This window comes from Novispirillum itersonii subsp. itersonii ATCC 12639, from assembly GCF_000381985.1.
Lineage (GTDB): Bacteria > Pseudomonadota > Alphaproteobacteria > Rhodospirillales > Rhodospirillaceae > Novispirillum > Novispirillum itersonii.
Genome location: NZ_KB907342.1, coordinates 45981 through 60608, shown reverse-complemented (window position 1 = coordinate 60608; position 14628 = coordinate 45981). Strand labels below are relative to the sequence as shown.

Sequence of the window (14628 nt, the reverse complement as noted above, 5' to 3'; positions counted from 1 at the left end):
CCCCGAAAAGAACATGGCTTTTCGTGTTGTTTCATTTGATATACGCACCAAATAAGTATAATAACAGCCACAGACGCCGTATACTGCATCCGCCGACAGGGAGACACCGGATGTCCACTCCGCAGCGCGTGCTGTTGATCATTACCGGCGGCATCGCCGCCTATAAAAGTCTGGATCTGATCCGCCGCCTGCGGGAACAGGGGCTTGATGTGCGCTGCGTACTGACCGAAGGCGCGACCCAGTTTGTCACCCCGCTCAGTGTCTCCGCCCTGTCAGAAAACAAAGTCTATCAGGATCTGTTTTCGCTGACGGACGAAGCGGAGATGGGGCATATCCGCCTGTCGCGGGAAGCCGATCTGCTGGTGGTTGCCCCCTGCACCGCCAACATGATGGCGAAAATGGCAGCCGGTCTGGCCGACGATCTCGCCTCCACCGTGCTGCTCGCCACCGATAAACCGGTGCTGATTGCCCCTGCCATGAATCTGTATATGTGGGCCAATGCGGCCACGCAGGCCAACCTTGCCACCTTGCAAAGCCGTGGGATCACCGTCGTTGGTCCCGCCAGCGGCACGCTGGCCTGCGGCGAGGTTGGCGCCGGACGGATGAGCGAGATTCCCGATCTGGTTCAGGCAATCCTCCGCACCCTGCGCCCTGACGCCAGACCGCTGACCGGAAAAACTGCCGTGGTCACCAGCGGCCCGACCCACGAGCCGATCGACCCGGTGCGGTATATTGCCAACCGCTCTTCCGGCAAGCAGGGCCATGCGATTGCCGCCGCCCTCGCCGCGCTGGGGGCCGACGTGACCTTGATCAGCGGCCCGGTTACCCTGCCTGACCCAGACGGGGTCCGTGTGGTTCATGTCGAGTCGGCCCGCGATATGCTGGCCGCCTGTCAGGCTGCTCTGCCCACCGACGGCGTGCTGGATGTGGCAGTCTGTGCCGCCGCCGTCGCCGACTGGGGGGTGGATGTTGCCCCGCAAAAACTGAAAAAGCAGGAAGGCGCCGCGCCCCCCGCCATCGCCCTGCGCCCCAACCCGGATATTCTGGCCACCCTGTCAGCCGCAGGGCCGCAGCGCCCCCGGCTGGTGGTCGGCTTTGCCGCCGAAACCGAATCGGTCATCGACCATGCCATTGCCAAACGGGCCCGCAAGGGCTGCGACTGGATCTGTGCCAATGACGTTTCCGCCGCCACCGGCACCTTCGGCGGTAATCGCAACACCGTTCACCTGATCAGCGCCGACGGCGTTGACAGCTGGCCGGACCTGCCGAAATCCGATGTGGCGACCCGTCTGGCCCGCCGGATCGCGGATACCTTGCTTCCGTCCTGACATCCCCCCTCCCCCGACCCCGGATTTTGACTGCCATGACCACTGCCGTGACCGTTTCTGTTGTCCGCCTGCCGCACGGGGCTGACCTGCCGCTGCCGTCTTATGCCACCTCTCACGCTGCGGGGATGGACCTGTCTGCCGCACTGGAAGCCCCGGTGACCCTAGACCCCGGCGCCTGGGCGCTGATCCCGACCGGACTGGCAATCGCCCTGCCCGACGGCTACGAAGCGCAGGTCCGCCCCCGCTCCGGGCTGGCTGCCAAGCATGCGGTGACCGTCCTGAATGCCCCCGGCACCATCGATGCCGACTATCGCGGCGAGGTGAAGGTGATCCTGATCAACCATGGCCGTGAGCCGTTCGTGATTGAACACGGCATGCGGATCGCCCAGATGCTGATTGCCCCGGTCACCCGGGCGGTCTGGGCAGAAGTGGCTGATCTGTCGGAAACCGAACGCGGTACCGGCGGCTTCGGCTCGACCGGCACCAAAACCCTGTAAGCGACGGAGACTCCGCCATGCTGCGCCCGTCAAAAAAGATGCTGTTTGCCATCGAGGCGGTGCTGGACATCGCCTACCACGCCGGGGGGGAGCCGGTGCAAAGCCGGGAAATCACCCGGCGGCAGGAAATCCCACGCCGCTATCTGGAACAGACCCTGCAGCATCTGGTCCGCTCGGGGATTCTGGTGGGGGTCCGCGGTCCGAAAGGCGGATACCGTCTGGCCCGCGAACGGCGGCGGATCACCATCGGCGAAATTGTCCGCGTCATGCAGTCTCTGGAAGAGTCCGAAGATATTTATCAGGATCTTCCCGGCTCTCCGCTGGGCCTCGGCGTGGTTCGTCCGATGTGGCAGGACCTGCAGGAAGACCTGATGCAGCGCCTTGATACGATCTCGATTGATGATCTGTGTATGAAGGCATGGCGCGACGGCGTCGGCAGCGAGGCCGAAGAAAAGATGGACTTTACCATCTGATCCCCTTGCCCGGTCTGTCGGCCACCCACATTTTACAATTCAAATGCCACAGACCCGTGGTATTATGTTTGAAATTCACACCCACATGAGGGGGATTAAATGACCGAGACCACTGCCACCTTCCGCGGCCGGATTTATGACGACATTCTCGCCACTATCGGTGCTACTCCGCTGGTGCGGGTCAAGCGGCTGGCCGCTGACGCCGGTGTGAAGGCCGACATCCTCGGGAAGTGTGAATTCTTCAACCCGCTGGCCTCCGTGAAGGACCGCATCGGTCTGGCACTGATTGAAGCACTGGAAGCCCAGGGCAAGATCGGCCCCGGCTCCACCATCATCGAGCCGACATCGGGCAACACCGGGATCGCGCTGGCTTTCGTCTGCGCCGCCAAGGGCTATAAGCTGATCCTGACCATGCCGGAAAGCATGTCGATTGAACGCCGCAAGATGCTGAAGCATCTGGGGGCCCAGATCGAGCTGACCCCGGCGGCCAAAGGTATGAAGGGGGCGGTTGCCCGCGCCGAAGAACTGGCGAAGGATCTGCCGAACGCCATTATCCCGCAGCAGTTTGAAAACCCGGCCAACCCGGCGGTTCACCGTGCCACCACTGCCGAGGAAATCTGGGCTGACACCAATGGCGGCGTCGACGTGCTGATCTCCGGTGTTGGGACCGGTGGCACCATCACCGGCATCGGCGAAGTGCTGAAAGCCCGTAAGCCGGGCGTGAAGATCATTGCGGTGGAACCGGAAGACAGCCCGGTGCTGTCCGGCGGGGCCCCCGGCCCGCACAAAATTCAGGGCATCGGGGCCGGTTTCGTGCCCGGCGTGCTGAACACCGGCGTGTTTGACGAAGTGATCCAGATCGGCAACGAGACCGCCTTTGCCACGGCCCGCAAGGCTGCAAAACTGGAAGGCCTGCCGGTCGGGATTTCCGGCGGGGCCGCACTGGCTGCCGCGCTGGAAGTTGCGGCCCGCCCGGAATTCGAAGGCAAGCAGATCGTCGTGATTCTGCCGAGCTTTGCCGAGCGTTACCTGTCCACCGCCCTGTTCGAAGACGCCTGATCGACTCTCGACAGACGCCGGTTTCCGGTCCATATCGGGGGGGAGGGTCCAGCCGGGCCCTCCCTTCCGCTTTTTTGGGACAGAGACACCGCGCCGATGTCGTTCAGCGAAGATCAGATCCGCCGTTACGCCCGCCATATCCTGCTGCCCAACGTCGGCGGAATCGGACAAGAAAAGCTTCTGGCCGCAAAGGTCCTGCTGATCGGGGCAGGCGGGCTGGGGTCGCCGCTGGCATTGTATCTGGCAGCCGCCGGTGTCGGCACCATCGGGCTGGTTGATGATGACACCGTTGATCTGTCCAACCTGCAACGGCAGATCGCCCACACCACCGACCGCATCGGTCAGCCGAAAACGGACAGTGCCACACAGGCCATGCAGGCTATCAACCCCGATGTGACGGTCCACCAACACCGCCTGCGGCTTGATGCGTCCAACGCTGCGGCCCTGTTTGCCGACTATGATCTGATCGCCGACGGGTCAGACAATTTCAGCACCCGGTTTCTGGTCAACGACGCCGCCTTCTTTGCCCGCAAAACGCTGGTCAGCGCCGCTATCCTGCGGTTTGACGGCCAGCTTGCAACCTACAGACCCCATGCCGGCGGCCCCTGCTACCGCTGCATTTTCCGCGAACCGCCACCGCCGGGCCAGATTCCGTCCTGCGCCGAAGCGGGCATTCTCGGGGCCGTCGCCGGGGTGATGGGCACACTGCAGGCGACGGAAATCCTGAAGGAACTGCTGGGAATCGGCGACAGCATGGCCGGACGGCTGCTGATTTATGATGGCCTGTCCACCACGTTCCGCACCGTACGGGTCAAGCCGGACCCCGGTTGTCCCCTGTGTGGCCCAAACCCGACGATTACGCATCTGGAACAGCCGGACGAAGGCCCGGCCTGCGGTCTGCCCGGATAAAAACACAGCGGGGCCCCATACATCAGGGGCCCCGCGGGTCTCTTTGCCTGCCGGAGCTGAGGATCTTACCGGCTGTTCTGGCGGCGGTTATAATTCAGCTGATCCTGCGTCAGCTGGAACCCGACATAGACCGGCATGTCCTTGGTCTTGGTATCCTTCAGCGGCAGGGTCAGGCGCACTTCCTCATCGCGGACCATCATCGTGCTGATGTTGCCGTCAGGATATTTGAATTCCATCGGCATCACCTGCTTGGCCGCCGGAGACGGATAGAACGACGGTATCGCCACAAAATATTCCAGCTTGTTGGTGGCTGACGTTTCCGCCGGCCCCTTGGTGATCGCAAACAGCACCTTCATCCGCATATTGACGGTCTGCTTGTCCTTGGTCTTTTCAAAGGTGCAGTCCCCGTTGTAATCAGCGATTTCCGCCGTATAGACCACATCGGTCAGATCGCGGCCCGGACCATCGCGGAACACCGTCAGCTTGGCGGTATTGCGGTCAATCTTCACCTGCGGGCATTCCTGACCGCCGCTGGGATCTTCTTTCTTAAACGTGGAGCAGGCCGACACTGCCAGCACCAGCCCGGCAACGGCCCCGAAGCGCAGCATGGCCCCAACGCGATCAACGGACAGGTTCAGCATTATCTTCTCCTTACGCCGCATCCGGCCGGGCAGTGCCGCCCGCACCCTGCGATTACCGGCCCTGATTTAGACCTTTTCCCGCCTCAGGGCAACCCGAGGCGGGTGAATTCAGGCAAAAGGGCCTCAGCCCCCGGCCACCGTCATTCCGTCAATGCGCAGGGTCGGTGCATCCGTGCCATGACGCAGATCGAGATCACTGGCCGGAGTCAACGAACGGAACATTTCCTTCAGATTCCCGGCGATGGTCACTTCGTTCACGGCATAGGTGATTTCGCCGTTCTCGATCCAGAAACCGGCTGCCCCACGGGAATAATCCCCGGTGACACCGTTGACGCCATGACCGAACAGATCGACCACCAGCAGCCCTTCCTTCAGCTCGCGGATCATTTCCTCCGGACTCTGGGATCCGGCTTCCATCCACACATTGCTGACGCTTGGCGACGGGGCCGAAGAGGTGCCCCGCGCGGCATGACCGGTGCTGGCCAGCCCCAGCTGACGGGCTGACCGCAGATCCAGCACCCAGGTGGTCAGAACGCCGTTGTCAATCAGGGCCCGGCGGCTGTTGGCAATACCTTCAGCATCCACAGGACGCGACCGCAGACCTCGCGCGCGATGCGGATCTTCGATGATCGAAATACCGGGGGCGAACACCTCGGTCCCCATCGCATCTTTCAGAAATGACGTTCCCCGGGCAATGCTGGCCCCATTGATCGCACCGCACAGGCTGCCGACAATCCCCCGGGCCATACGCGGATCAAAAATCACCGGCACCCGGCAGGTTTTGATCCGGCGGCCACCGAGACGGCGCACCGCCCGCTCTCCGGCGCGGCGACCGATCAGGGCGGCCTCTTCCAGATCTTCGACATAGACCGCAGTGGTGTAATCGTAATCCCGCTCCATCCCGCTGTCGCCATCCCCGGCCAGCGCCACTGCCGACAGCGACGACCCTGAGGACCAATAGCTGTGCGCAAATCCGTTGGAGGCCACCACCGAAACCAGCGAGCGCCCCCAGGAGGCCTCTGCCCCTTCGGAGTTGGTGACACCGGGAACCGAACGGGCGGCATCTTCCGCCGCCGCGGCCATGGCAATCAGCTGATCGGCACTGAGTTCCGTCGGATCGTCACCGTCAATATCAGGCATCGACAGAGCCAGCTGATCAGGGTCAGCAAGCCCGGCAAAGGGATCTTCCGGCACGGCCTTCGCCATGGCAATCGCCCGCTCCACCAGTGCCGACAAGGCTTCCCGGCTGCGGTCGCCCGACGACACAATGGCCTGACGCTTGCCGATCAGCACCCGCAGGCCAATATCCCCACCTTCTGACCGTTCCAGCGTTTCCAGCTTGCCAAGCCGCCACGCCACCGACACCGACTGTCCGTCCACCAGAATGGCATCGGCGGCATCGGCACCGGCCCGGCGGGCATCGGCAATCAGATCTTCGAGCAGAGACAGGGTATTGGCAGAAACGTCGGTCATGAAAACTCCCGGCACAGACGGCAGACAGCGGCCCAAAGCGGCACTCCCGGTTTCAGCCACCACACCTGTCACGGCCGGGCTGAAAAACGGATCAGGCCCGCCACTCTGCCCCAAACACCGCGCCGAGAAAACCGCTATCTCTCCCCTCGCCTTTCCGGGCCGTTCGCCGTATGGTCCCCCGCCATGAGCATGCACCTGATTCCTTATTCTGATCCGCTGGCCGCCTTTGCGCCCTTCGCCGGGCAGGACGGCTCGGTTTTGCTCGACTCCGCCGCCCCATCGGGCGGGCGGGGCCGCTGGACTTATCTGTGCGTCTCCCCCCTGACCTGCGTGACCGACCCGGCAGACCCGTTTGCCGCGCTGGATCATGCCGTCCGCAGCCTGCCAACAGCGCAACCAGACCCCAATCCCCTGCTGCCCCCGTTTCGCGGCGGGGTGGCCGGATGGCTGGCGTATGAGGCCGGACGTCACCTGGAAGCCCTGCCCACAGCCCGCCCGGATGATCTGGGTATCCCGGAAGCTGCTTTCGGTGTGTATCCGGTCATCGCCGCTTTCAACACCCTGTCCCGTACCGCGATGGTTCTGGGCCTGCCGGGCTTTGAACGCGATGCGGCGGACCTTGCCGCCAGACTGTCCGTCAGCACGCCGCTGGCGCCCCCGGCCAGCGCCACAGCCCCGATGCGGGCCGAACTGAGCCGGACGGAGGCCGCAGACCGGATCCGGCAGGTGATCGACTACATCTATGCCGGAGATATCTTTCAGGCCAACTGGACCCAGCGCTTTCTGGCGGAACACCTGCCGCCCGGCGTACCCCCGTTTGACCTCTACCGGCGGCTGCGCGCCCTGTCCCCCGCCCCTTTCGCCGCCTGCCTGTCTTTTGACGGCGCGCATGTGCTGTCTGCCTCACCGGAGCGGTTTCTGCAGGTCAGCGCCGATGGCCATGTGGAAACCCGGCCAATCAAAGGCACCCGCCCCCGGGGCCAGACGCCAGAAGACGACGCCCGGCTGGCCGCCGACCTGTGCGCCAGCGAAAAAGACCGGGCTGAAAACCTGATGATCGTCGATCTGCTGCGCAATGACCTGTCCCGGGTGTCGCAGGTCGGGTCAGTTCGGGTCCCCGTTCTGAACGGACTGGAAAGCTATGCCACCGTCCATCATCTGGTCTCGGTGGTGGAAAGTCAGCTTCGGCCCGGCGACTCGGCGGTTTCGCTGCTGCGGGCCAGTTTTCCCGGCGGGTCGATCACCGGGGCACCGAAGATCCATGCCATGGAACTGATCCACGCGCTGGAGCCCGCCCGGCGCGGCCCCTATTGCGGATCCGTTTTCTGGCTGGGGCCAGACGGGGCCTTTGACTCCTCCATCATCATCCGCACGCTGGTAATCGGCAGGTCGGGCCGCATTGCAGCACAGGCCGGGGGCGGCATTGTTGCCGACTCCGACCCGATGGCTGAAGTAGAGGAAGCCCTGACAAAAGCCCGGGCGATGATCCGGGCCGTCAGCGGCGCGGATCTGCCGCAGTTCCCCCAGCAGTCTTAACCCCGGCCCGGGGCACATGAACTGAGACACACGAACTGAGACAAACGAAAACCCCCGCACCTTTCAGGATGCGGGGGTTGAGTGTCGCTGTCTGAAGCGTCCGCTGTTAACGGACGTAGAGATGGACTTCGTTAGAGCTGGCACCACCGCTGGACATCGCCGACATGCGGACGCGGTCGGCAGAAACCCCCATATCGGTCAGCGAGCGCATGACCTGCTCGGCACTGCGGCGGGCATTGGCTGCCGCCATTGCCGACTGACCGGCACCGCCAGCCGACGGGCTGACCGCAACCAGATCGAACACCGCATTCGGGCGGCGCTCAACAGCGCGGGAAACCGCCTGATACAGCTGCTGCTCATAGGACACATTCGGGCGGTCGAAGCGGATCACCACCAACGGACGGCGGTCCGCCGCCAGCCCCTGACCGGAAACCAGACCGGTATCCTGCGACAGCGCGTTGCCGCGGATCATCGCCTGATTGCCGATGGAGGCCCCGTACAGCTGGCCGTTCTTCACGCCCAGCGCCAGAGTGTTGAGATTGCTGCGCTCGTTGCCGATATAGCCCTGCTGGCGGGAAATATCCTGCGACAGCTCCGACAGCAGGCGTTCAATCAGCACCACGGTCTGATTGGTTTCCACCTCCAGCGTCTGCAGCTGACGGTGATCTTCATCAACCGCGCCGCTGAGGCTGTAGGCAGCACGGATGCTATCCAGCAGATAAACCGTCATCGCGCTGTCCGACGACACGGTGGTCGCCAGCTGGTTCATCGCGGCGACGTCCATGTTCAGGCGGTCAAGCTGCGCCTGTGCATTGGACCACTGATTATGCAGTTCCGGGTTCCCCGGAGTGGTACCGACCTGCAGACGCGCATTCACCGACGCAACGGTCTCGTGATAGGCGCGGCTGTCGTTGATGGTCTGCATCCGCAGGGACTGGAGCTGCTGGTTCCGCTGGCGGATCACGCCCTGCAGATTGGACAGTTCGGCCCGGAAGGTCTGTACCTTCTGGCCAACAAAGGTTCCGGTCGGCTGACCGGGCGTGACGGACGGCGGCACAAAGCTGCTGTTACCAAGGCTGGGCGGCTGATCAATCGCGCTCGACTGAATGCCGGCGTCACCCCCAAGGGACGGGAACAGAGCATCGTTGGCGAAAGAACACCCGGCCAGCGCCAAGGTCACGCCGAGAACCAGAAAACGCGACTTCGACAGCGACATCGAATTCCCTTTTGTTTTGCCGCCTTTAGTCCCGGCGTATCTCCCCGGGCGGCGGCCGGGGCGCCGGGAAACGACGGGTTCAGATTGTTCGGCAAGGACTTGGCGGGACAAATCCCCCCGCACGGTGAGGGGGAGTGTACTGAAAGGGGATGCCCGTAACAAGCCGCAATTGTGCCATGGTTTATGACAAGGACGCGGGGAATCCCGCTCCTATGCCTTCCCTGTTGTTCGTATGACCATTGTCGCAGAAAAAATCAATGCCGCAGTCGCAACAATCGCCGGACCGGCTGGCAAATCCCATGTCAGAGAGGCCCCGAGGCCACAGCCGACCGAGAGCAGACCGATCAGTGCCGCCACCGCCGCCATCTGCTCCGGCGTGCGTGACAGGCCCCGCGCCGCCGCAGCCGGAATGATCAGCAGGGCGGTGATCAGCATCACCCCGACAATCTTAACCGCCAGCGCGATGGTCAGCGCCACCAGCACCATGAAAGCAGCCTCGACCCGCGCCACCGGCACCCCTTCAGCCTGCGCCAGATCCCGGTGGACCGTCGCCGCCAGCAGCGGCCGCCACAGAAAGGCCAGCACCGCCAGAACGACCGCACACCCGACCCAGACCTGTACAAGGTCACCGGCATCCACCGCCAGAATATCCCCGAACAGCAGGGCATGCAGGTCAATCCGCACCGCCCCCAGAAAGGATAGGGCAATCAGGCCGAAAGACAGGGCCGCGTGTGAAAAGATCCCCAGCAGGGCGTCACTGCCCAGACGCTTCTGGCGGGCAAACGCGGTCAGGAAACCGGCCATCGCCAGCCCGCTTGCCACCACGGCAGCCTGTACCGGCACCCGAAGCAACGTCCCCAGCGCGATCCCCAGCAACGCCGAATGCGACAGGGCATCCCCGAAATAGGCCATCCGCCGCCAGATCACGAAGCATCCAAGCGGTCCGGCGGCCAACGCCACCGCCAGCCCGGCCAGCCCGGCGCGGACGATGAAATCATCAAAAAGGCCCGACAGTTCAGTCATGGCGGTTCTCTCCTGCCAGACTCTCAGGCGGGGGCGGAAAATGGGCATCATGAGACGGCAGGGCACAGTCGTGCACGGCTCCATGATGGTGGGCCTCATGATGGTGGGCCCCGTGGTGGTGCGTATGACCGGAATGGTCATGCCCGCAGGAGACCAGCCTCGGCTGTACCTGCCCGTCCGGCCCGTGCACATGATGATGATCATGCGTATACAGGGCGACGTGCCCCGCCGCTTCGCGCCCGAACAGGCGCTGATAGGCCGGGTCCTGCGCCACCGCCTCCGGGTGGCCGATACAGCAGACATGATGATGCAGGCAGACCACCCGGTCGGTGGCGGCCATCACCACATGCAGATCATGTGAAATCATCAGCACGCTCATGCCATGCCGGCTCCGCAGGCGGGCAATCAGGTCATAAAGATCAAGCTGCCCCCGGAAATCCACCCCTTGTGCCGGTTCGTCGAGAATCAGGATATCCGGCTGCCGCAGCAGGGCACGGGCCAGCAGCACCCGCTGGGTCTCTCCCCCCGACAAGGTCTGGGTTGCCGCTTCCAGCAGATGGGGCACCCCGGTTTCAGTCAGGGCCGCACGGATCGCCGCATCATCCGCCGCAGCCCGCTTCCCGTGGCCAAGCGTCATCAGGCGCCGGACCGTCAGCGGCAGCAGCGCTTCCGTCTGAAAGCGCTGGGGAACATAGCCGATCCGCAGACCGCTTTCCCGCTCCACCCGCCCGGAGTCAGGCTGATCGAGGCCAACCAGAACCCGCACCAGCGTGGTCTTGCCTGCCCCATTGGGACCGACAATGGTGACAATCTCCCCCCGGCTGACATCAAGATCCACCGCGTCGAGAATCACCCGCCCGCTGCGGCGGACCGTCACCCCGACCGCCTGCAGAATTCCTGCGCCGCCCCCCGTCATGCCGGTGCCCCGGAGCAGGTCGGGCAGACCCCCTCCACTTCCACCACCGGGGCCTGCACCCGGAATCCCAGTTCAGCCCCCGCAGTGCGGATGGCGCTGTCAATCTCCGGAGACCGGGTTTCCGCCACCTGCCCGCATTCCCGACAGATGAAAAACTGCGCGCCGTGCTCACCGCCGATATGGGCGCAGCCGATGAAAGCATTCAGACTGTTCAGGCGGTGGGCCAGACCATGCTCGATCAGAAAATCCAGCGCCCGGTATACCACCGGCGGCGCGGCTTTCCGGCCATCGGCATTCAGGCGGTGCAACAGATCATAGGCGCTGACCGGGCGATGGTCGGCCCACAGCAGATCCAGCACCTCCCGCCGGGCCTGCGTCAGCCGCGCCCCCTGCCGGGCACAGACATCCTCGGCACGGCGCAGCGCATCATGGCGGCAGTGGTCGTGATCGTGGTGAGGCCGGGGGAACGGCACGTCATCCCCGGGCACGGGCTCATCAGACGGAGAAACGGGTTTCATCGGCGGATCCAGACGGAGAACGGGCGGACCGGCGGCCAGCAGAACGCAGACCTTGCCATATCAATTGTTATAACATAACATTTATTACAGTGTAGCACACCTCCCCGGTGCTGACGAGCCCTCCCCCTCCTGTCCTCCAGAGTTAAGGATTCTCCTGCAATGCCTGTCCGGCCCCTTCTGCGCTCCGTTACCCTTGCCACCACCCTCGCCCTGACCGGCACCGCTGTCACCGCGCGGGCCGACAGCCCGGTGCCGGTGGTGGTGACCAGCATCACCCCGGTCTATGCCCTGACCGGGGCGATTATGGAAGGCGTGGGGGAACCCGTACGCCTGATCCCACAGGGGCAATCACCCCATACCCATGTCCTGAAGCCGTCTGATGCCCGGGCCGTCAGCAAGGCGGATGTGATCTTCTGGGTCGGGCCGGAGCTGGAAGGGACGCTGCCTAAAACCCTGACCACCGCCCCCAAAACTGCCCAGATTGTCCCCCTGCTGCGGTCACTGGGCGAGGCCGCCCTGCCCCTGCGCGATGGCGAGAACTGGGAAAGCGGGCACGACCATGATCATGACCACGGGCACAGCCATGGCCATGATCACGGCAAAGCCACAGCCGATGAGCATGAAGACGGGCTTGACCCGCACGCCTGGCTGGACCCACAGAATGCCAAAGCCTGGGCTGCAACCATCGCCGCCACATTGTCGGCACGTGATCCGGCCCATGCCATGCAGTATGCCGCCAATCTGACGAAGACCGAACAGCAGCTGACCGCACTGGAAACCGCCCTGCAGGAAAAGATCGCTCCGGCAAAAGCCCAGAAGGTTCTGGTGTTCCATGATGCCTACCAGTATCTGGAACGACGGTTTGGTCTGCAGGTGATCGGCGCGGTCACCATTGACCCCAGCCGCGCCCCCAGCGCCAAACATCTGAAAGCCCTGCAGGCAAAAGTGCAGGAACAGGGCGTGACCTGCCTGTACGCTGAACCGGAATTCCCCGATGCCGTCCTGCGCACGGTGGCACAGGGCGTTAAAGCCAAGGTCATCACCGTTGATCCTGACGGCGGTGCCCCCGGCAAAGGCTTTGCCGCATATGAGGCCGCCATGCAGGGCGTTGCCACAGCGGTCGCCAGCTGCGCCGCTGCAGGCTGATCCCACGGTATGGTGCCCGGCCCCGGCCCCGGGCACCATACTCTCTCTCCCCGCCTCTCCCCGGCCCTGACTCCGGCGCAAACGACAAAAATCTTTCACGGTATTGCATTTTTCTGTTGCAGAGGGCCGCCGGGGCCAATATAAAGCCGCCCTCAGCCGAGCCCATCGGCTGCACCGGCAGAGATGCCGGAGATCAGATACCTCTGTGCGCCCGTAGCTCAACTGGATAGAGCACTTGACTACGAATCAAGAGGTTGGAGGTTCGAGTCCTTCCGGGCGCGCCATTCCGAGGGCCGGAGCCTAAAGCTCCGGTCTTTGCTTTCCACCGAAACAGGCATATCGCCAATCGGGCGCGGGAAGAGGAACAGCGCAGTATCTGATGTCCGTTTCTATGTTCGGTAAAACCTCTGTGCGCCCGTAGCTCAACTGGATAGAGCACTTGACTACGAATCAAGAGGTTGGAGGTTCGAGTCCTTCCGGGCGCGCCATTCGAAAGCCGGAGCCTAAAGCTCCGGCTTTCGTCTTTTCTGGCATCAGACTCTGCGCCGGGCCATCTCTCCCCCTGACAGAATAAAAAGAAACCCGTCCCGGAACAGTCCGGAACGGGATCTTCTCAATCATCCCAAAGCAAAGCCTCAGGTCAGGCGGGACAACACCCGGTCCAACACCCCGGTCAGTTCAGCGACATGCTGCGCGCAGAACGCCAGCGGCGGGCGGATCTTCAGAGTGTTGGAGGCAATACCGCAGACACCGATCAACACGCCCTCACGGGCCATCTCATCCATCACCGCTTTTGCCAGCGCGGTCGCCGGGGCCTTGGTGACCCGGTCGGAGATCAGTTCCACCCCATAATACAGACCGAGCCCACGGATATCGCCAACCACGGTATGACGGCGCAACCCATCCAGAGCGACGGCCAGATCAGCCCCCAGCGTGGCCGCATGCGTTGGCAATCCACCCTGCTGAATGGTGGTCAAGACCGCCAGGCCGACCGCCGCAGACACGGTATTGCCGCCAAAGGTGTTGAAATACCGGGACCGCGCCCCGAACACATCCAGCAGATCCTTCCGGGTGACCACTCCACCGATCGGGTGACCATTGCCCATCGGCTTGCCTAAGGTGACAAGGTCAGGGACCAACCCCGGCTGGTGCAGGAACGTCCACAGTCTGCCGGACCGGCCGAAACCACCCTGCACCTCGTCAGCGATAAACAGCCCCCCGGCTGCGCGCACCGCCGCGACCGCCGCATCCAGATACCCGGTCGGGCCAACGTGGATCCCATCACTGGCAAACGTAGTATCCACCAGCAACGCCGCCACCTGAATACCGGCCTGCCGCAGGTCATCGGCTGCCGCCGCAACCGCTGCTCCGAAAGCCGCCCCGACATCCTCGGTCTGACGATAGCTGTCGGGGGCCGGAACCGTCCGCACCTGCGGTGCGGTGCCGATGCCCAGCGACGGCGACAGTCCGGCCAGCAGGGCGGTCACCCCGTGGTAGGCGTTCTCCGTCACGATCACCCCGGTGCCACCGGTCACCGTCATGGCGATCCGCAGGGCCAGATCATTTGCCTCGCTGCCGCTGCAGGTGAACATGGCGTGGTTCAGCGGATCGGGGAAGGTCGCGGTCAGGGCCTCTGCATAGGTCAGGATGGTGTCATGCAGGTACCGGGTATGGGTGTTGATCTGCCCGGCCTGACGGGTCAGGGCCTCCACCACCGCCGGATGGGCATGGCCCAGCACCGGCACATTGTTGTAGGCATCCAGATAGCGCCGTCCGTCGGCGTCAAACACCTCGACCCCACTGCCGCGTACCAGCGTCAGCGGCTCGGCATAAAACAGACGATAGGCCGCGCCAAGTACGCTGCGCCGGTCCTGAAGCGATGCGGTCATCTTC

14 protein-coding genes and 2 tRNA genes are annotated in these 14628 nt (G+C 63.7%); 9 read left to right on the top strand and 7 right to left on the bottom strand.

All coding sequences use genetic code 11. From position 1 onward, the window contains the following. The first annotated feature begins 110 nt into the window (after positions 1–110). The 5 genes from coaBC to G365_RS0110340 all read left to right on the top strand — a co-directional run bounded on the left by coaBC (position 111) and on the right by G365_RS0110340 (position 4266). Positions 111–1328, top strand: coding sequence for a bifunctional phosphopantothenoylcysteine decarboxylase/phosphopantothenate--cysteine ligase CoaBC (gene coaBC / locus G365_RS0110360; protein ID WP_019645455.1), 1218 nt, complete (start codon positions 111–113; stop codon positions 1326–1328). A gap of 35 nt (positions 1329–1363) precedes the next feature. Further along, positions 1364–1825, top strand: a complete 462-nt coding sequence (dut, locus tag G365_RS0110355; protein ID WP_019645454.1) for a dUTP diphosphatase — start codon at positions 1364–1366, stop codon at positions 1823–1825. Positions 1826–1842: 17 nt separating this feature from the next. Beyond that, on the top strand, positions 1843–2298 hold the full coding sequence (locus G365_RS0110350; RefSeq protein ID WP_019645453.1) for an RrF2 family transcriptional regulator: 456 nt from the start codon (positions 1843–1845) through the stop codon (positions 2296–2298). Between the two features lie 99 nt (positions 2299–2397). After that, positions 2398–3357, top strand: coding sequence for a cysteine synthase A (gene cysK / locus G365_RS0110345; RefSeq protein ID WP_019645452.1), 960 nt, complete (start codon positions 2398–2400; stop codon positions 3355–3357). Positions 3358–3453: 96 nt separating this feature from the next. Then, positions 3454–4266 (top strand): HesA/MoeB/ThiF family protein, encoded by an 813-nt coding sequence (locus G365_RS0110340; protein WP_019645451.1) that lies wholly within the window; start codon positions 3454–3456, stop codon positions 4264–4266. A gap of 65 nt (positions 4267–4331) precedes the next feature. On the opposite strand, the gene G365_RS0110335 is transcribed toward G365_RS0110340, so the two are convergent. Both G365_RS0110335 and G365_RS0110330 read right to left on the bottom strand, forming a co-directional pair. Continuing rightward, the gene (locus G365_RS0110335) at positions 4332–4907 is read right to left on the bottom strand and encodes a hypothetical protein (RefSeq protein WP_019645450.1); all 576 of its coding nucleotides are present in this window, start codon (positions 4905–4907) and stop codon (positions 4332–4334) included. A 123-nt stretch (positions 4908–5030) separates the two neighbouring features. Beyond that, positions 5031–6380, bottom strand: a complete 1350-nt coding sequence (locus tag G365_RS0110330) for a TldD/PmbA family protein (protein ID WP_019645449.1) — start codon at positions 6378–6380, stop codon at positions 5031–5033. Positions 6381–6563: 183 nt separating this feature from the next. Here G365_RS0110330 and pabB point away from each other — a divergent pair, with 183 nt between their 5' ends. Next, positions 6564–7916: an aminodeoxychorismate synthase component I gene (gene pabB / locus G365_RS0110325; RefSeq protein WP_019645448.1), complete on the top strand. Its 1353-nt coding sequence runs from the start codon at positions 6564–6566 to the stop codon at positions 7914–7916. 106 nt (positions 7917–8022) lie between these two features. On the opposite strand, the gene G365_RS0110320 is transcribed toward pabB, so the two are convergent. The 4 genes from G365_RS0110320 to G365_RS0110305 form a co-directional block, all read right to left on the bottom strand. After that, a complete protein-coding gene (locus G365_RS0110320) occupies positions 8023–9132 on the bottom strand; it encodes a hypothetical protein (RefSeq protein WP_019645447.1) in 1110 nt (369 codons plus the stop codon). Between the two features lie 210 nt (positions 9133–9342). Continuing rightward, positions 9343–10155 carry a metal ABC transporter permease gene (locus G365_RS0110315; protein ID WP_019645446.1) on the bottom strand — a complete coding sequence of 271 codons (813 nt, stop codon included), beginning with the start codon at positions 10153–10155 and terminating at the stop codon, positions 9343–9345. Continuing rightward, on the bottom strand, positions 10148–11071 hold the full coding sequence (locus tag G365_RS0110310) for an ATP-binding cassette domain-containing protein (protein ID WP_019645445.1): 924 nt from the start codon (positions 11069–11071) through the stop codon (positions 10148–10150). Before G365_RS0110310 ends, G365_RS0110315 begins: the two co-directional genes overlap by 8 nt. Beyond that, positions 11068–11589: a Fur family transcriptional regulator gene (locus tag G365_RS0110305; protein WP_019645444.1), complete on the bottom strand. Its 522-nt coding sequence runs from the start codon at positions 11587–11589 to the stop codon at positions 11068–11070. Before G365_RS0110305 ends, G365_RS0110310 begins: the two co-directional genes overlap by 4 nt. 159 nt (positions 11590–11748) lie before the next feature. Between G365_RS0110305 and G365_RS0110300 the strand changes: the two genes are divergently transcribed. The 3 genes from G365_RS0110300 (at position 11749) to G365_RS0110290 (ending at position 13223) form a co-directional block, all read left to right on the top strand. Further along, entirely contained in the window at positions 11749–12735 is a 987-nt protein-coding gene (locus tag G365_RS0110300; RefSeq protein WP_019645443.1) for a zinc ABC transporter substrate-binding protein, read from the top strand. Between the two features lie 207 nt (positions 12736–12942). Beyond that, positions 12943–13019: transfer RNA gene (locus tag G365_RS0110295), tRNA-Arg, on the top strand. 127 nt (positions 13020–13146) lie between these two features. After that, positions 13147–13223 (top strand) — tRNA-Arg (locus G365_RS0110290). Positions 13224–13370: 147 nt separating this feature from the next. Here G365_RS0110290 and G365_RS0110285 read toward each other — a convergent pair. Then, positions 13371–14624 (bottom strand): aspartate aminotransferase family protein, encoded by a 1254-nt coding sequence (locus G365_RS0110285; protein ID WP_019645442.1) that lies wholly within the window; start codon positions 14622–14624, stop codon positions 13371–13373. Positions 14625–14628 lie beyond the last annotated feature (4 nt).